Origin of the sequence: Nocardioides aequoreus (assembly GCF_000720335.1) — a bacterium.
GTDB classification, from domain to species: domain Bacteria; phylum Actinomycetota; class Actinomycetes; order Propionibacteriales; family Nocardioidaceae; genus Marmoricola; species Marmoricola aequoreus.
Window position 1 is genome coordinate 67,259 of sequence record NZ_JOJN01000011.1, and the last position, 16,467, is coordinate 83,725.

The following is a 16,467-nucleotide window of genomic DNA, read 5'->3' on the forward strand; positions in this document are numbered from 1 at the left end:
CCTAGGAGGCAGGCTGGCCGCGCGCCAGGATTTGCCGGGAGGTCAGCGGCGTACGGCGAGCAGCGCCCCGGGCGCCACGGTGTACGACGGCCATGCCTCGTCGCCCACGGAGATGCTCACCGTGGTCGGGGCGTCGGCCGCGTTGCGCACGAGCACGCCCACGCTGCCGTCGGGAGCGACGAAGGCGACCTGGTCGACGCCGTCGCCGTCGACCCGGGACCCCACCACACGGGAGCCCTTCGGGGCGGCGCGGTCGAGCATCGTCAGGACCGTCAGCTCGGGCTCGGGCGCGACCTGGTCGCCGTCGACGGTGAGCAGCCCGCGGCAGTCGGCACAGCCCTGCGCGGACTGCGTGTCGCGGGGGCCGTGGTCGGGGTCGAGCGCGAGGTTCCACATCATCAGCCCGGTCGACCCGGCCGCCACGCTGTCGACGACGAGGTGCCGCAGGTCCCAGGCGAAGGTCTTGTCCCAGGCACCGGTCGTGCCCGTGCACTCGGAGACGATCGCGGGCACGGGGAGCGGCCGCATCGCGGCGGGCTCGCCCTCGTAGCAGTGGAAGGCGGCGCCGTCGAAGGAGGCGAAGGGCGCCCCGCTGAGCACCTGGTCGAAGACGTCACGGTCGCCCCAGTTGTCGTCCCCGGCCCAGAGGTCGACCTCGACCGGGAGCCGGTCGCGTACCAGCTCGCCCAGCTCGGCCTGCTGGTCGGAGGTCATCGTCATGGAGGCGTAGTCGTGGCTGACGGTCGGCTCGTTGCCCAGCGTCACGGCGGCGACCGGCACCCCGGCGGCGATCAGCTCGTCGACCTGCGAGCTCAGCATCGCGGCGTAGTCGTCGAGGACGTCGCCACGCAGCGCGCCGCCGCGCAGCGAGTCGCTGGTCTTCATCGACGCCGGCGCGCTCCACGGCGTCACGACCACCTGGAGGTCGGGGCGCTGCTCGGCCAGCTGCCGGACCACCGCGACCGCGGCCTCGGCGCGGGGGTGGGGCGTGGCGCGCTCGCCGTCCCAGTCCCAGGTCCAGTCCTCGGTGGAGAAGTCGGTGGAGGTCAGCGGCAGCCGCACCCAGGAGACCGGGCCGAGCAGCTCGCCCCAGGTCTCCTCGGGAGCCTGCTGCAGCAGCTCGACCGACGCGTCGGTCAGCGCGCCGCCGACGCCTCGCCAGACCTGCTTCGTCGCGTCGGGGTCCACGGCGAGGCGGACGCCGTCGGCGGAGGCCACCTCGGCCTCGAGGATCTCGCCGGCTCCATCGGGCGACGCGGTCCACGCGCCGGTCGTCGGCAGGGCCGGCGCGGACGTCGGGTCCGTGTCGCCCGGGTCGTCGGCGGCACCGCCGTCGGAGGCAGGACCCAGCAGCCGCCAGGGCTGCGCGAGCAGCACGACCGCGACCGCGACGACGGCCGCCAGGACCGCCCACCAGCTGCGCTTCATCCGTCCACCACCAGACCCTTCCGAGACTGGGACGCGGTCGCCCCCGACGGGGTTCCCCCGACGCGCTCGGCACCGTCACCCGATGGTCTCACCCGCAGCGGCGTCGCGTCTCCACCGCGGCGCCCGGCGCGCCCCGGGGTCGCGACGGTGAACGCGGCGGCCGCGCACGGCGTACCCCCTCGTGCAGCAGCACCGCTGCCTCCCGAGAAGAGGTCCCGCCATGTCCCGCACCCGCACCGCCCTCGTCGCCGGCGCGCTCAGCGCCACGCTCGCCGTCCCCTTCCTGCCCGCCGGCTCGTCGGCCGCCACCGCGAAGAGCTGGTCACCGTCGAAGTACGGCAAGGTCGCGGTCGGCCTCGTCGACGGCGACACCCTGGTGCGCTTCAGCACCAACCGTCCCGACCGGGTCCGCGTGCTCGGCCGCATCTCCGGCCTGCAGGGCGACAGCACCCTGGTCGGCATCGACTACCGGGTGCAGGACAACAGGCTGTACGCCGTCGGCGACGCCGGCGGCGTCTACGTGCTCAAGGGGAGCGGCAAGGCCCGCAAGGTGAGCCAGCTGACGGTGGCCCTCGAGGGCAGCGAGTTCGGCGTCGACTTCAACCCCGCCGCCGACCGGCTCCGGGTGGTCAGCGACACCGGCCAGAACCTGCGCCACGACGTCAACCCCGGTGGCGCGACCATCGCGGACGTGACGCTGACCTATCCCCCGGCCACCGCACCGGTCGCCGGCGTCACCGCGGCGGCGTACACCAACAACGACCTCGACGCCGACACCGGCACCTCGCTCTTCGTCGTCGACACCGCGCTCGACCAGGTGGCGCTGCAGTCGCCCGCCAACAACGGCACCCTGGCGCCGACCGGCAAGCTGGGCGTGGCCGCCGGGTCCGACGCCGGATTCGACATCGACCGGCGCAACCACGGCTGGGCGTCGCTGCAGATCGGCGGCCGGCAGCAGCTGGTCTCCGTCGACCTGCTCTCCGGCGACGTCGCCCGCCGCGGCGCCTTCCCGAAGCGGCTCCCGGTCAGCGACCTGGCCTTCCCGACCCGCTGACCCGTCGCAGGTACGCCGCGACGCGCTCGTCGTCCCACCCGCGCGACTCGCGCAGGCCGGCGGCGAGCGTGTCGGCGTACGCCGGTGCGGGTGGGCGGTGGGGCACGGCGTCGATGCCGCCCGGGGCGGTGAAGACGAGCATGGGGTGACCGTCGAGCCGGCCGACCTCGACGAGCGTCTCGTAGCGCCCCGGGCCGACCTCGTGGCGATCGGCGAACCCGTCGAGCAGGACCTGCTCGACGGGGTCGCCGGGCCCGGGCTCGCGGTACATCTCCTGCGCCGCGATGTCGGCGAACTGCTCGACCGTCACCAGGTAGGCGCGGGCGTGGGTCGGACCACGGTCGACCGCCTCGTGGTCGTAGAAGGCGACGCCGCCACCCCACTGCTGCGACTCGCCCGCGAAGTAGAGCGCCCCCGGCAGGTCGACTGCGGCGTCGCGGCTCGGGAGGGTGCGGTCGCGGGCGCCGGGGTTGCGCCGGCTGCCCCCGACGGGCGTCCCGCCCTCGAGGTAGCTGAGCAGGCGCGCCCGGGACATGTTGGAGCCGTAGCTGACGTACCAGACCAGGGTGCTCATGTCGGTGGACGACGCTAGCGTCGCGCCATGTCGCAGGCCGACGCGCCCCGGGTGCACGTGGAGACTCCCGAGCAGTGGCACGCCTGGCTCGCCGAGCACCACGCGGCCGGCGGTGGCTGCTGGGTGGTGTGGTGGAAGCGGTCGACCGGGAGGCCTGCGCCCGACGACGACGACCTCGTCTGCGAGGCGCTCGCGGTGGGCTGGATCGACGCGACCTCCAAGGGCCTCGACGACGAGCGCACCTCGATGTGGTTCTCGCCCCGGCGTGCCGGGAGCGGGTGGTCGCGGCCCAACAAGCAGCGGCTCGAGCGGCTGCTGGCCGAGGGGCGGATGCGACCGGCCGGCCTCGCGGCGGTCGAGCGCGCCCGTGCCGACGGCAGCTGGACGCTGCTCGACGACGTCGAGGACCTCGTCGTCCCCGACGACCTGGCGGCGGCCCTCGACGAGCGCGGCGCCCGATCGACCTGGGACGCCCTCTCCCCGAGCGCCCGCAAGGAGGCGCTCACCTGGCTGGTGCAGGCCAAGCGCGCCGCGACCCGGGAGACGAGGGTCTCCCGGGTCGCGGAGCGCACGGCCGAAGGCTCACGCCCCCGGCCCTGACGCCGAGCTCAGTCGTGCGCGCCGTGCACCACGCGGTCGTGGCGCAGCGAGGTGTTGCGGGTCTCCTTGACCGCGAGCACCGCGATGATCGTCAGCACCGACGTCACGACGATGTACCAGCCGACGGCCGCGGTGTTGGGGTCGCTGGTGTCGTTGCCGAGCAGGCGCAGGGCGACCAGCGGGGCGATGGCGCCCGCGAGGATGGAGGCCAGCTGGTAGCCCACCGAGGCGCCCGTGTAGCGCACCGAGGTGCCGAAGAGCTCGGAGAAGAAGGCCGCCTGGGGGCCGTACATCAGCGCGTGGAGCATCAGGCCCACCACGACCGCGAGGGTCAGCGACCCGGCGGTGCCGCGCTCGACCAGGGGGAAGAAGGCGAAGGTCCAGGCGCCGACCCCGATCGCGCCGGCGATGTAGAGCGGCTTGCGGCCGACCTTGTCGGAGAGCAGCGAGACGAGCGGGATCCACACGAAGTGCACCGCCGAGCCGATCAGCAGCGCCTGGAGGATCGGCCCGCGACCCTGGCCGTCGTACGTCGTGACGTAGGTGATGACGATGATGGTGAAGATGTAGTACGAGGTGTTCTCCGCCAGGCGCATGCCCATGGCGCAGAAGACCTCCTTGGGGTAGCGCCGGAAGACCTCGACGATCGGGATGTGGCTCTTCTCCGACTTCTTGGCCTCGATCTCGGCCTGCGCCTCCTTGAAGACGGGCGAGTCCTCGATGGAGAGCCGGATGTAGAGACCGATGAGCACCAGCACGGCCGAGAGCAGGAAGGGGATCCGCCAGCCCCAGGCCTGGAAGGTCTCCTCGCTCTGCACCAGGGCGAGCACCCACAGCACGGCGGTCGCGAGCAGGTTGCCCAGCGCCACGCCGGCCTGCGGCCAGGAGCTCCAGAAGCCTCGGCGCGCGTCGTCGCCGTGCTCGGCGACCATGAGCACCGCGCCGCCCCACTCGCCGCCGACGGCGAAGCCCTGCAGCAGGCGGCAGACCAGCAGCAGGATCGGCGCCGCGACGCCGATGGTGGCGTAGGTGGGCAGCAGGCCGATCGCGAAGGTGGCCGCACCCATGAGCATCAGCGAGGTGACGAGCATCTTCTTGCGGCCCAGGCGGTCGCCGAAGTGCCCGAAGACGACCCCGCCCAGGGGGCGGGCCACGAAGCCGAGGGCGTAGGTGCCGAAGGCCAGCAGGGTCGCGGTGACGGGGTCGCCCTCGGGGAAGAAGAGGGCACCGAAGACCAGCGCGGCGGCGGAGCCGTAGAGGAAGAAGTCGTACCACTCGACGGCGGTGCCGATGAGGCTGGCGAAGACGACCTTGACGATGTGGGGCTTGTCCTCGCCCTGCTCCGAGGGCGGCCGTTGCTCGGCGGTGGTGGACATGGTGCTTCTCCTTCGTGGGCGGTGGTGCGTGGGTCGGGTGCTCAGGCGGCGGTCCAGCCACCGTCGAGGCGGTAGCTGGAGCCGGTGAGCGAGTCGGTGCCGGGGCCGCAGAGGAAGGCGACGACGCCGGCCACCTCGGCGGGCTCGACGAGGCGCTTGACGGGCTGGCGGGCCAGGAGGACCTCGTCGAGCACCTCGTCCTCGCTGATGCCGTGGCTGCGGGCCTGGTCGGCGACCTGGCCCTCCACGAGCGGGGTGCGGACGTAGCCGGGGGCCACGGTGTTGCTGGTGACGCCGGTGCCGGCGGCCTCGAGCGCGATCACCTTGCTCAGGCCCTCCAGGCCGTGCTTGGCGCTCACGTAGGCCGCCTTGTACGCCGAGGCGCGGTGGCCGTGCACGGAGCTGACGTGCACCAGGCGGCCCCAGCCGCGCTCGTACATGCCGGGCAGCAGCTCGCGGGCGAGCAGGAAGGGCGCCTGCAGCATCACGCGGTGGATCAGCGCGAAGCGGTCGGGGTCGAAGTCCTGCACGGGTGCGACGTGCTGCAGGCCGGCGTTGTTGACCAGCACGTCGACGCCCCGCTCGCCCAGGCCCAGCTCGGCGACGGCCCGGGGGTCCCCGAGGTCGACCGCCAGTCCCTCGCCGCCGAGCTCGGCGGCCGCGTCCTTGACGCCGGCCTCGTCGAGGTCGAGCAGCAGCAGCGCGGCGCCCTCGGCGGCGAGCCGCTCGGCGACGGCGCGGCCGATGCCGCTGGCGGCGCCGGTCACCAGGGCGGTACGCCCGGCCAGCGCGGGTGTGATCGAGGTCATGGCGCGTGACGCTACGCGGACACTGTGACCGGCACCATGTTCCGCGAACCCATGCTCCGGAGCCGGAAGTGTGGGGCGAGCACATGCTCAGCGGCGCAGGCGCACCAGCTGCAGCGCGAGCTGCACGTCGAGCCGGTGCGCGGGGTCGCGCCAGCCCTCACCCAGCAGCGACCCGACCCGGTCGAGGCGCTGGGTGACCGTGTTGGGGTGCACGTGCAGCAGCTCGGCCGTGTCCCGCAGGGCCCCACCGGCGTCGCACCACGCCTGCAGCGTCTCCACCAGGCTGGTGCCGCGCGCGGCGTCGTACGCCAGCACGGGGCCGAGGGTGCCGTGCACGAACTCCTCGAGCTCGGCCGGCCCGTGGCGGCCGAGCAGCAGCCGCGCGAGCCCGAGACCGGCGGGCTCGGCGACCTCGCCCGTGCGGCCGAGCCGCTCGAGCGTGCGCAGCGTGCCCGTCGCCTCGGCGTACGCCGCCGCCACGCCGTCGAGGCCGTCGGCGACCGCCACGGTGCCGGCGGTGGTGCCGCCCAGCCGCTCGGAGAGCGCGTGGCCCAGCTCGGGGGCCGTGCTCTGGGCCAGCAGCACGCTCAGGCCCTCGTGGACGACGCCCAGACCCTGCAGCTCCGCGGCCAGTGCGGCGACCAGCCGGGCCGGCGGGCGCTCCGCGGTGTGGCGCGAGACGGCCAGCGCCAGCTCGCCGTCGAGCCGGGCCCCCTGCTGCCGGACCCGCTCACGCAGCCGCAGCTGGTCGGGGGTCCGCCCGGTGACGAGGTCGACGAGCAGCTCGCCGCGCACCCGGCCCTCGGCCTCGGCGGCGCTGCGCTCGAAGAGCAGCACCATCGCGGTCACCAGCGCGCCGCGCTCCAGGGTGCGACGCTCGGGCAGGCCCATCGGTCCGTCGGTGCGCAGCACGAGGGTGCCGAGGTGGTCGTCGGCCGCCGCCGCGGCCGCGACCCAGACGCCGTCGTCGGTGACCGCGCAGCGCCCGGTGCGCAGTGCGGTGGCGACGACCGGGTCGGTGCCGTCGGGGCCGTCGGGGCCGTCGGGGCCGTCGGGGCCGGGTCGAGCGCCCGCCAGCGGCGCCCCCGTCTCGTCGTAGACCGCGACCGAGCCGCCCAGCACCTCGCCCAGCACCCCGGCGACCTCGGCCACGCCACCGCGGTGCAGCAGCACGTCGGTGAGCAGGTCGTGCGCGTGCGCCGCGCGCTCCGTCGCCTCGCTCCGGCTGCGCAGGGCGGCGTTGGCCTCGTCGGCGGCGGCCACGGCGGCGCGGGTGCGCTCGAAGAGCCGGGCGTTCTCCAGCGCCACGGCGGCGTGGGCCGCGAAGGAGGTCAGCAGCGCCACCTCCCCGGCCGGGAAGGGCCGCACCCGGCGGTGCACGGCCAGCAGGGCCCCGATGACCACGCCCTCGACGACCAGCGGCACGCCCAGGATCGCCCGGATCTGCTCGCCGGCCACCGCGTCGTCGATGTAGTCGCGGTGCACGAAGCGCTCGTCGGACTGGTAGTCCTCGGTGAAGTACGGCGCTCCCGCCTGCGCCACCAGCCCCAGCAGGCCGGTGCCTAGCGGCAGCCGCAGCCGTCGGAACTCCGCGGTGAGGGCGCCGTCGGTCACCTTCATGTACGACGCCCCCTCCTCCTCGTCGTTGAGGGAGAGGTAGGTCATGTCGGCGCCCAGCAGCTGTCGTGCCCGGCGCACGATCGCGGTCAGGATGTCGTCGAGGTCGCGGATCGCGGTCAGGTCGCGGGCGGTCTCGTAGAGCGCCGTCAGCTCGGCCTCGCGGCTGTGCTGGAGCTCCCGCTGCTCGCGGATCCGGTGCGCGAGCACGCGCTCCCGCTCCCCCGCGCCGCGCAGCGCCGCGTCGAGCTGCTCGCGTCCGGCGCCGGCCAGCAGCAGCTCGAGCACCCGGGCCTCCATGAGCGTGACCCTAGACTTGCGCGGATGTCCACGTCGTCGCCCCGGTCGCTCGCCGACCAGCTGCGTGGCTGGCCCGACGAGCGGCTGGCCCGGCTGCTGGCGGCCCGTCCCGACCTGGCGACCCCGGCACCCCACGACTCCTCGCAGCTCGCGGCGCGGGTCGTCGTCCGCGCCTCCGTGCTGCGCGCGCTCGACCGGCTCGACGTGCTCGAGCTCGCGGTGCTCCAGGCGCTGGTGCAGGGCACCGAGCCGCACGACCTGCCGGCGGGCAAGCGCGCGGTCGACGACGCCCTGGTGACCGTGACCGACCTCGCCCTGGCCTGGGGTACGCCGCCGCGCCCCGTGACCGCGGTGGCCGAGCTGCTGCGGCTGCCCGACGGACCCGCCGAGCCCGACCTCGACGCGCTGCCACCCGCGGCGCGCGCCGTCGTGGACACGCTCGTCGCCGAGGGCGCCGACGGCCGCTGGGGCGGCCGTGCCGGGCCCACAGCCGACCTGGTGGCGGCCGGGCTGCTGGTGCGCACCGACGCCCAGCACGTGACCATGCCCTGGTCGGTGCGGCTCGCGGCCTGGGCCGGCACCCCGCTCGACCGGGCCCCCGAGCTCGCGACCTCGGCCCGCGACCAGGCGATGGTCGACCGCGCCGCTGCCGGGGCGGCGTTCGAGCTGGTGCGCCGCACCGAGCTGCTGCTCGACCTGTGGGGCAGCCACCCCCCGACCGCGCTCAAGGCGGGCGGGCTCGGTGTCCGCGACCTCCGGTCGGCCGCGACCCTGCTGCACCTGGAGCCCGACGAGGCGGCGCTCGTCATCGAGACCGCCGCGGCGGCCGGCCTGCTCGGCACCGGCATGACCGACGACCTCGACGCCGCGTGGCTGCCCACCGACGGCTTCGACGCCTGGCAGTCCCACGGCGTCGCCGAGCGGTGGCTGACGCTCGCCCGCGCCTGGCTCGACGGCTCCAGGCTGGTCTCGGCGGTGGGAGGCCGCGTCGCCGACAAGCCGGTCAACGCGCTCTCCCCCGATCTCGAGCGCGCGTGGCTGCGCGACCTGCGGCACGACGTCGTGGCCACCGTCGCCTCGCTGCCGCCGGGCGAGGTGCTGGCCGCCGGCACCGGCACGGCGTCGGTCGTGCAGCGGCTGCGCTGGCACCGCCCCCGGCGTCCGGCCTCGCGCTGGGACCAGGTCGAGCCGCTGCTCGCGCAGGCCGCCCAGCTGGGCCTCACGGCGCTCGGCGGGGTGGCGTCGTACGCCCGCGACCTCGACGACGGCGACCCGGCGGCGGGGCTTGCCCCGCTGCTGCCGCGCCCGGTCGACCACGTGCTGGTGCAGGCCGACCTCACCGCCGTGGCCCCCGGCCCGCTCGAGCACGAGGTCGCACGGCGGCTGGCGATGGTGGCCGACGTGGAGTCCCGCGGCGGCGCCACCGTCTACCGCTTCGACGCCGGCTCGGTGCGGCGCGCCTTCGACGCCGGGTGGGCGACCGCCGAGGTCCACGACTTCCTCACCGAGGTCTCCCGGACGCCGGTCCCCCAGGCGCTCAGCTACCTCGTCGACGACGTCGCCCGCCGCTTCGGCACGGTGCGCGCCGGGCACGCCGAGTCCTTCCTGCGCAGCGACGACGAGACCGCGCTGGCGGAGCTGGTGCACTCCCCCGCCGCCGCGTCGCTGCGGCTGCGCCGCATCGCGCCCACCGTGGTCGTCTCCGACGTGCCGCTGGGCACGCTGCTGCCGCGGCTGCGCGAGCTCGGCGTCGCCCCGGTGGTCGAGGCGGTCGACGGCACCGTGCGGGTCGCCCGACCCGACGTCTTCCGGTCGCGCACTCCGCGCCACCGCGCCCCGGTCGGCCTGCGCACCACGGCCCGCACCAGCGCGGTCGTCGCCGCCGTCCGGGCCGGCGACCACGCCGCGACCACGCGCCGCGCCCGCACGCAGGCCGCGGTCGGCCCGACCGAGGTGATCGCGCTGCTGCGCGAGTGCGCCGAGAGCAGCGACGACGCCGCCCGCGTGGTCATCGGCTACGTCGGCGACGACGGCACCGTGGGCGAGCGCGTCGTCCGGCCACGTCGCGTCGAGGGCGGCCGGCTCACGGCGTACGACGAGCGCAGCGAGGTCGAGCGCTCCTTCGCGATCCACCGCATCACCGCGGCCACGCGCACCTCCTGACACGCTGGGGCCATGACGGCGCGGATCCGGGACCTGACCGACGAGGAGTGCCGTCGGGCGCTGGTGCTCAAGTGGGGCACGACCGCAGCGGGGGTGATCCCGGCGTGGGTGGCGGAGATGGACTACGCCCTCGCGCCCGTCGTGCACGAGGCGCTGGCGCGAGCGGTCGCCGACGGCGTCACCGGCTACCCGGTCTACGACGACCAGCCCGAGCTGGGCGAGGCGTACGCCGGCTTCGCCCACCGTCACTTCGGCTGGGAGGTGGCACCGCACCGCGTGCGACCCACCTCCGACGTCACGGCCGGCATCCGGGTGGCGCTCGACGTGCTCAGCGACCCGGGGCCGGTCGTGCTGCCGGTCCCCGCCTACCACCCCCAGCTCGACGTCGTGGGGCTCACCGGCCGCGAGCGCGCCGACCTCGTGCTCGACGCCGACGCCGCCCGGGCCGAGCTCGACCTCGACCGGCTCGACGCGCTGCTCGCAGGGGGCGCGCGCACGCTGCTGCTCACCCAGCCGCACAACCCGTGGGGCCGCGTCTTCAGCCGCGCCGAGCTCGAGGGCGTGCGCGACGTCGTGCTGCGCCACGGCGCGCGCGTGGTCAGCGACGAGATCCACGCCCCGCTGGTGCTGCCGGGCGCCGAGCACGTGCCCTACCTCTCCCTCGAGGGCACCGCCGACCACGCCGTGGCCGTGGTGGCCGCCTCCAAGGCCTTCAACACCGCGGGGCTGCGCTGCGCCCAGATCGTCACGGGCGACGACGCCACCGCGCGCACCCTGCGCGAGGTCCCCATGGCGCGCAACGACTCGTGGTCGCCACTGGGCGAGGTGGCCGCCGTGGCGGCCTACCGCGACGGCGACGCGTGGCTCGCGGCGCTGCTCGAGCGGCTCGACGGCCTGCGCGCGCTGCTCGGCGAGCAGCTCGCGACCCACCTGCCGCACGTGCGGATGCGGCCGCTCGAGGCCACCTACCTGGCCTGGCTCGACGTGCGCGCCAGCGGCCACGACGACCCGGCGGCCGAGGCGCTGGCCCACGGCGTACGGCTGGCACCCGGGCACCACTACCACCCGGGGCTGGCCGGCCACGTGCGGCTCAACCTGGCCACCTCGCCCGAGCGGCTCACCGAGATCGTGAGGCGGTTGGGCGCCGCCTGGTAGGCACGAAGGATGCGACCGCTGCTGCTGCTCCTGGTCTCGTGCCTGCTCCTGGGGTGCGCGACCCAGCCGCGCGCGGCCGACTCCGAGGCCGGCGAGACCGACGCCGGATCGCTGGCCGGCGAGGAGCTGCCGTCGGAGTCCCCGACCCCGACGGCGCAGCCGGAGGAGGAGCGCACCGCCGAGCCCCCGCGCGAGCTGCGCCGCGCCCTCGCCGGCACGCCCGCCGTCGCCGAGACCCCGCGCCAGGTGGCCCGGCAGCTGCGGGTGGCCGAGACCACCCTGGCCCGCCCGGGGGCCACCCCCGAGGAGCTGGCTGCCGCCGGCCACCTCCAGCAGGTCGCCTACCTCGAGCTGGGTCCCCGGCCCGGCTGGGACGACCGGGTCCGGGAGCTGCTGCCGGCCTCGCTGCACCGCGTGGTCGCCGAGAACGTGGCGTCGCGGCGGGAGTTCCTGCGGCTCCACGGCAACGCCCGGCTGCGTGAGCTGCCCGCCTGGCGTATCGTCGAGCCCGCCCCGCCGGCGGAGCTGCGCGACCACTACCGGGCGGCGGAGCGGCGCTTCGGCGTGGAGTGGGAGTACCTCGCCGCCATCAACCTCGTCGAGACCGGCATGGGCCGCATCCGGGGCTACTCCAGCGCCGGCGCCCGCGGGCCGATGCAGTTCATCCCCGAGACCTGGGCCCGCTACGGCCGCGGCGACATCGACGACCCGCGCGACGCGATCATGGCCGCCGCGCGCTACCTCTCCGCCCGCGGCTTCACCGAGCCCGGGCGCCGCGCCGACGCGCTCTACGCCTACAACAACGCCCGCACCTACGTGCGTGGCGTCACCCTCCTCGCCGAGATCATCAAGCGCCGGCCCACGGCGTACGTCGGCTACCACCACTGGCAGGTCTACTACCAGACCGCCCGCGGCGCCGTGCTGCTCCCGCAGGGGTACGCCGAGCGCGAGCGCGTCCCCCTCGCCCGCTGGCTCCGCACCGACGTCGGTCGCTCCGGCCTCCCCTTCCGCGCCGTCCCCCGCTGACCCGTCACTCCCTGACCGCCGACACGTCACTCCCTGACCGCCGACACGTCACTCCCTGACCGCCGACACGTCACTCCCTGACCGCCGAGACGTCACTCCCTGACCGCCGACCCGGCGCACCTGTGCGCCGGGTCGATGAGTTCGGACGCCGGGACGGGTCGGCAGGTGCATGAAGGAGATGGACACCGCCTGCCGCCGTACGGCGGCGGTCGCGACCGCGCTCACCGACGACCAGCTCGACGTCACGACCCCGATGCAGGTGCCGGCCCGCGAGGTGCTCCAGCACCTGCTCGGCCTCTGCCTCGCCTTCCGCGACGCCGCGGCCAAGCTCGACGGGACGACCACCCGCACGCCCCCCGGGCCCAGCCACGAGCCGCTGCCGGCCGACTGGCGTGCCGACCTGACCGACCGGCTCGACGCGCTGGCCGCCGCGTGGCGCGACCCGGGCGCCTGGGAGGGCATGACCCGCGCCGGCGGCGTCGAGCTGCCCGGAGAGGTGTGCGGGCTCGTGGCGCTCGACGAGGTGCTGGTGCACGGCTGGGACCTCGCCGCCGCGAGCGGGGCGGCGTACGACGTGGGCGACGCGGAGTGCGACGCCGTGCTGCCCATCGTGAGCCCGAGCGAGGAGGTGCCCGACGGCTCCGACCGCGGCGACCTCTTCGGTCCCGTCGTGCCGGTGGCCGACGGGGCGCCGTACTTCCACCGGGTGCTGGGGCTCGCCGGCCGCGACCCGGGTTGGCGGCCCGCCTAGGCTTGCCGGTTGTGAGCGATGGCCCCCTGATCGTCCAGTCGGACAAGACCCTCCTGCTCGAGGTCGACCACGAGCAGGCACGGGCCGCGCGGGCGGCGATCGCCCCCTTCGCCGAGCTCGAGCGCAGCCCCGAGCACATCCACACCTACCGCCTCACGCCCCTCGGACTGTGGAACGCGCGAGCCGCCGGCCACGACGCGGAGCAGGTCGTCGACGTGCTCCTCACCTTCAGCCGGTACGCCGTCCCGCACGCGCTGCTCGTCGACGTCGCCGAGACCATGGACCGCTACGGCCGGCTCCGCCTCGACAAGGACCCCGCCCACGGCCTCGTGCTCACCGCCACCGACCGGGCGGTCTTCGAGGAGGTGCTGCGCAGCAAGCGCGTCGCCGGCATGCTCGGCGAGCGGCTCGGGCCCGAGTCCGTCGCCGTCCACGCCAGCGAGCGGGGCAACCTCAAGCAGGCGCTGCTCAAGCTCGGCTGGCCCGCCGAGGACCACGCGGGCTACGTCGACGGCGAGGCCCACCCGATCGAGCTCGACGAGACCGGCTGGTCGCTGCGGCCCTACCAGAAGGAGGCCGCCGAGAGCTTCTGGCACGGCGGCTCCGGCGTCGTGGTGCTGCCCTGCGGCGCCGGCAAGACCCTGGTCGGCGCGGCCGCCATGTCCGAGGCCGGGGCGACCACGCTGATCCTGGTGACCAACACCGTCTCGGCGCGCCAGTGGAAGCACGAGCTGGTCAAGCGGACCTCGCTGACCGAGGACGAGATCGGCGAGTACTCCGGCTCCCGCAAGGAGGTCCGGCCCGTCACCATCGCGACGTACCAGGTGCTGACGACGCGCCGCAAGGGCGTCTACCCGCACCTGGAGCTGCTCGACGCCCGCGACTGGGGCCTCATCGTGTACGACGAGGTGCACCTGCTGCCCGCCCCCATCTTCCGGATGACCGCCGACCTCCAGGCGCGCCGGCGGATCGGCCTGACCGCCACCCTGGTGCGCGAGGACGGGCGCGAGGGCGACGTCTTCAGCCTGATCGGACCCAAGCGCTACGACGCCCCGTGGAAGGACATCGAGCAGCAGGGCTACATCGCGCCCGCCGACTGCGTCGAGGTGCGGGTGACGCTGCCGGAGGGCGAGCGGATCGCCTACGCCACCGCCGAGCCCGAGGAGCGCTACCGGCTCGCGTCGTGCACCCACGAGAAGACCCGGATCACCGAGCGCCTGGTCGCCCAGCACCGGGGCGAGCCGACGCTGGTGATCGGGCAGTACCTCGAGCAGCTCGACGAGCTGGCCGAGCACCTCGACGCCCCCGTCATCCAGGGCAAGACCACGGTCAAGGAGCGCGAGCGGCTCTTCGAGGCCTTCCGCACCGGCGAGATCGACCTGCTGGTCGTCAGCAAGGTGGCCAACTTCTCCGTCGACCTGCCCGAGGCGGCCGTCGCCATCCAGGTCAGCGGCTCCTTCGGCTCGCGGCAGGAGGAGGCCCAGCGCCTGGGCCGGCTGCTGCGCCCCAAGGCCGACGGCACCACCGCCCGCTTCTACACCGTGGTCTCGCGCGACACCGTCGACGCCGACTTCGCGCAGAACAGGCAGCGCTTCCTCGCCGAGCAGGGCTACGCCTACAGGATCGTCGACGCCGCCGACCTGTAGCGGCGGGCGGGTGATCGCCGGCCGTCGGTACGCAGACGCGCGGGCACAAGTCGGCGTACCCGCCCGGAACACCCCGCTTCGTCCCGGTCGCGCGCGGACTTCCGCCCGCGCGTCTGCGAGCTCAGCCGGCCCGCACCATCCGCCGCTCGGTGACGCCGAGCGCCTCGTCGTCCTGGGTCGTGCCGTGGGCGACGAAGCCGTGGCGCTCGTAGAAGGCGATGGCGCGGGCGTTGCCCTCGATTACCCACAGGGAGCACGGGCCCGGCTCAACGACAGCGTGCAGCAGGGCGTCGGCCAGGCCGCTGCGGTGGGAGCGGGCCAGCAGGTTGATCGCGTAGAGGCGCTGGTCGGGCGCGGGCGGCTGCTCCCCGCTCGGACCGGCGGTGGCGAAGCCGACGAGCTCCTCACCCTCGAGGGCGATCCAGGTGCGCTGGCCAGGCGGCGGGGCGGCGAGCCGCTCGCCCCAGAGCCCGCCGATGCGCACCGGGTCCATCGCCGCCAGCCGCTCGGCCCGCATCAGCCCGTCGTACGCCTGCCGCCACACCTCGACCTGGACCCGGCCGATCTCCGCAGCGTCGTCGACCACCGCTGCGCGCACCGTGACGCCCACACCCTGGACCCCTCGATGCGCAGGACGCAACCGCCGTAGCATGGAGCGAGTGAGCAAGCCCGAGGTCCTGCTGCTGGAGAACATCCATCCCGCCGCGACGGAGGTGTTCGAGCGTCACGACGTCATCGTGCACACCCGCTCGACGTCGCTCTCCGAGGACGACCTCGTCGAGGCCGTCAAGGGCATGACGCTCCTGGGGCTGCGCTCCAACACCTACCTCACCGAGCGGGTGCTGGACGCCGCGGCGGAGCTCAAGGCGGTCGGCGCCTTCTGCATCGGCACCAACCAGATCGACCTCGCGGCGGCCAGCGCGCGCGGCGTGGCGGTCTTCAACGCGCCGTACTCCAACACCCGCAGCGTGGTCGAGCTGGTGATCGCCGAGATCATCGCGCTGGCGCGCCGGCTCACCGAGAAGACCAGCAAGATGCACGACGGTGTCTGGGACAAGTCGGCCCAGGGCAGCCACGAGATCCGCGGCCGCACGCTCGGGATCGTCGGCTACGGCAACATCGGCACGCAGCTGTCCAACCTCGCGGAGTCGATGGGGCTCCGGGTCGTCTTCTACGACGTCGCCGACCGGCTCGCCCACGGCAACGCCCGCCGGATGCCGACCCTGGAGGCGCTGCTGGCCGAGTCCGACGTCGTCTCGCTGCACGTCGACGGACGGCCGGGCAACGCCGGCTTCTTCGGCGCCGAGCAGTTCGCGCTGATGAAGCCGCGCTCGCTCTTCATCAACGCCGCCCGCGGCATGATCGTCGACGACGTCGCGCTGCGCGAGGCGATCCTCTCGGGCCACATCGCGGGGGCCGCGCTCGACGTCTTCCCGGTCGAGCCCAAGGCGCAGGGCGACCCCTTCGAGTCCGCGCTGCGCGGGCTGCCCAACGTCATCCTCACCCCCCACGTCGGCGGCTCCACGCAGGAGGCGCAGGAGGAGATCGGCTACTTCGTCTCCACCAAGCTCTCGCGCTTCCTGCAGGGCTCGAGCACCGAGCTCTCGGTCAACCTGCCCGAGGTGGCCGCCCCGCCGCTGGCGAGCGGGTCACGGGTGGCCCTGCTCCACCGCAACGTGCCCGGCGTGCTCGCCGGGGTCAACCAGGTGCTCGCCGACCTCGAGGCCAACGTCACCGCGCAGTACCTCTCGACCCGCGGCGAGATGGGGTACGTCGTCACCGACGTCGCCTCCCCCCTGCCCGACCACGCCCTCGACCGCATCGCCGCCGACGACGCCGCGATCTGGCTGCGGACCCACGGCCCCGAGCGCTAGATGTACTCGGCCACCAGGTTGGTCACAGTCGGCTGATGGGTGGGAGTCCTGCGAGTGCGCTGTGGCGACGTTGAGTGTTGTAGTGCTCGAGCCA

15 protein-coding genes are annotated in these 16,467 nt (G+C 74.8%); 8 read left to right on the forward strand and 7 right to left on the reverse strand.

The features are described 5' to 3' along the window. Nucleotides 1–42: 42 nt before the first annotated feature. The gene (locus tag IG63_RS0117200; RefSeq protein WP_030485582.1) at nucleotides 43–1,428 is read right to left on the reverse strand and encodes a glycoside hydrolase family 30 beta sandwich domain-containing protein; all 1,386 of its coding nucleotides are present in this window, start codon (nucleotides 1,426–1,428) and stop codon (nucleotides 43–45) included. 220 nt (nucleotides 1,429–1,648) lie between these two features. Here IG63_RS0117200 and IG63_RS0117205 point away from each other — a divergent pair, with 220 nt between their 5' ends. Next, on the forward strand, nucleotides 1,649–2,482 hold the full coding sequence (locus IG63_RS0117205) for a DUF4394 domain-containing protein (protein WP_030485583.1): 834 nt from the start codon (nucleotides 1,649–1,651) through the stop codon (nucleotides 2,480–2,482). Here the strand turns inward: IG63_RS0117205 and IG63_RS0117210 are convergent. Further along, the gene (locus IG63_RS0117210; RefSeq protein WP_036196079.1) at nucleotides 2,454–3,056 is read right to left on the reverse strand and encodes a hypothetical protein; all 603 of its coding nucleotides are present in this window, start codon (nucleotides 3,054–3,056) and stop codon (nucleotides 2,454–2,456) included. The two genes, IG63_RS0117205 and IG63_RS0117210, sit on opposite strands and share 29 nt — an antisense overlap. 27 nt (nucleotides 3,057–3,083) lie before the next feature. On the opposite strand from IG63_RS0117210, the gene IG63_RS0117215 reads away from it, so the two are divergent. Then, nucleotides 3,084–3,656 (forward strand): YdeI/OmpD-associated family protein, encoded by a 573-nt coding sequence (locus IG63_RS0117215; protein ID WP_030485585.1) that lies wholly within the window; start codon nucleotides 3,084–3,086, stop codon nucleotides 3,654–3,656. Nucleotides 3,657–3,664: 8 nt separating this feature from the next. Here the strand turns inward: IG63_RS0117215 and IG63_RS0117220 are convergent, their stop codons facing one another. The 3 genes from IG63_RS0117220 to IG63_RS0117230 form a co-directional block, all read right to left on the reverse strand. After that, the gene (locus IG63_RS0117220; RefSeq protein ID WP_030485586.1) at nucleotides 3,665–5,032 is read right to left on the reverse strand and encodes an MFS transporter; all 1,368 of its coding nucleotides are present in this window, start codon (nucleotides 5,030–5,032) and stop codon (nucleotides 3,665–3,667) included. Between the two features lie 41 nt (nucleotides 5,033–5,073). Then, nucleotides 5,074–5,841, reverse strand: coding sequence for a 3-hydroxybutyrate dehydrogenase (locus tag IG63_RS0117225; protein WP_030485587.1), 768 nt, complete (start codon nucleotides 5,839–5,841; stop codon nucleotides 5,074–5,076). An 87-nt stretch (nucleotides 5,842–5,928) separates the two neighbouring features. After that, entirely contained in the window at nucleotides 5,929–7,758 is a 1,830-nt protein-coding gene (locus IG63_RS0117230) for a helix-turn-helix domain-containing protein (protein WP_036196081.1), read from the reverse strand. A 24-nt stretch (nucleotides 7,759–7,782) separates the two neighbouring features. Here IG63_RS0117230 and IG63_RS0117235 point away from each other — a divergent pair, with 24 nt between their 5' ends. The 5 genes from IG63_RS0117235 to IG63_RS0117255 all read left to right on the forward strand — a co-directional run bounded on the left by IG63_RS0117235 (nucleotide 7,783) and on the right by IG63_RS0117255 (nucleotide 14,499). Next, on the forward strand, nucleotides 7,783–9,921 hold the full coding sequence (locus IG63_RS0117235) for a helicase-associated domain-containing protein (protein WP_030485589.1): 2,139 nt from the start codon (nucleotides 7,783–7,785) through the stop codon (nucleotides 9,919–9,921). Between the two features lie 12 nt (nucleotides 9,922–9,933). Further along, entirely contained in the window at nucleotides 9,934–11,076 is a 1,143-nt protein-coding gene (locus tag IG63_RS0117240; RefSeq protein WP_030485590.1) for a MalY/PatB family protein, read from the forward strand. A gap of 9 nt (nucleotides 11,077–11,085) precedes the next feature. Further along, nucleotides 11,086–12,102, forward strand: coding sequence for a lytic transglycosylase domain-containing protein (locus tag IG63_RS0117245; RefSeq protein ID WP_051707058.1), 1,017 nt, complete (start codon nucleotides 11,086–11,088; stop codon nucleotides 12,100–12,102). A gap of 169 nt (nucleotides 12,103–12,271) precedes the next feature. Continuing rightward, complete coding sequence (locus tag IG63_RS0117250; protein ID WP_030485592.1) at nucleotides 12,272–12,853, forward strand: TIGR03086 family metal-binding protein; 582 nt, start codon at nucleotides 12,272–12,274, stop codon at nucleotides 12,851–12,853. A gap of 11 nt (nucleotides 12,854–12,864) precedes the next feature. Next, nucleotides 12,865–14,499 carry a DNA repair helicase XPB gene (locus IG63_RS0117255; protein ID WP_030485593.1) on the forward strand — a complete coding sequence of 545 codons (1,635 nt, stop codon included), beginning with the start codon at nucleotides 12,865–12,867 and terminating at the stop codon, nucleotides 14,497–14,499. Nucleotides 14,500–14,620: 121 nt separating this feature from the next. Here the strand turns inward: IG63_RS0117255 and IG63_RS20975 are convergent, their stop codons facing one another. Beyond that, nucleotides 14,621–15,109 carry a GNAT family N-acetyltransferase gene (locus IG63_RS20975; protein ID WP_036196084.1) on the reverse strand — a complete coding sequence of 163 codons (489 nt, stop codon included), beginning with the start codon at nucleotides 15,107–15,109 and terminating at the stop codon, nucleotides 14,621–14,623. Nucleotides 15,110–15,158: 49 nt separating this feature from the next. On the opposite strand from IG63_RS20975, the gene serA reads away from it, so the two are divergent. Then, on the forward strand, nucleotides 15,159–16,373 hold the full coding sequence (gene serA, locus IG63_RS0117265) for a phosphoglycerate dehydrogenase (RefSeq protein ID WP_245604486.1): 1,215 nt from the start codon (nucleotides 15,159–15,161) through the stop codon (nucleotides 16,371–16,373). A gap of 22 nt (nucleotides 16,374–16,395) precedes the next feature. Here serA and IG63_RS22820 read toward each other — a convergent pair. Next, nucleotides 16,396–16,467: integrase core domain-containing protein (locus IG63_RS22820; RefSeq protein ID WP_157210264.1), on the reverse strand; the 72-nt coding region annotated here is incomplete at its 5' end.

Bases quoted from the DNA above. Each gene is read 5' to 3' on its own strand.
- IG63_RS0117215 (WP_030485585.1), top strand. From the start codon at position 3,084: ATGTCGCAGGCCGACGCGCCCCGGGTGCACGTGGAGACTCCCGAGCAG.
- IG63_RS0117225 (WP_030485587.1), bottom strand. From the start codon at position 5,841: ATGACCTCGATCACACCCGCGCTGGCCGGGCGTACCGCCCTGGTGACC.
- IG63_RS0117245 (WP_051707058.1), top strand. From the start codon at position 11,086: ATGCGACCGCTGCTGCTGCTCCTGGTCTCGTGCCTGCTCCTGGGGTGC.
- IG63_RS0117205 (WP_030485583.1), top strand. From the start codon at position 1,649: ATGTCCCGCACCCGCACCGCCCTCGTCGCCGGCGCGCTCAGCGCCACG.
- IG63_RS0117200 (WP_030485582.1), bottom strand. From the start codon at position 1,428: ATGAAGCGCAGCTGGTGGGCGGTCCTGGCGGCCGTCGTCGCGGTCGCG.
- IG63_RS0117240 (WP_030485590.1), top strand. From the start codon at position 9,934: ATGACGGCGCGGATCCGGGACCTGACCGACGAGGAGTGCCGTCGGGCG.
- IG63_RS0117235 (WP_030485589.1), top strand. From the start codon at position 7,783: ATGTCCACGTCGTCGCCCCGGTCGCTCGCCGACCAGCTGCGTGGCTGG.
- IG63_RS0117220 (WP_030485586.1), bottom strand. From the start codon at position 5,032: ATGTCCACCACCGCCGAGCAACGGCCGCCCTCGGAGCAGGGCGAGGAC.
- IG63_RS0117250 (WP_030485592.1), top strand. From the start codon at position 12,272: ATGAAGGAGATGGACACCGCCTGCCGCCGTACGGCGGCGGTCGCGACC.
- IG63_RS0117230 (WP_036196081.1), bottom strand. From the start codon at position 7,758: ATGGAGGCCCGGGTGCTCGAGCTGCTGCTGGCCGGCGCCGGACGCGAG.
- IG63_RS0117210 (WP_036196079.1), bottom strand. From the start codon at position 3,056: ATGAGCACCCTGGTCTGGTACGTCAGCTACGGCTCCAACATGTCCCGG.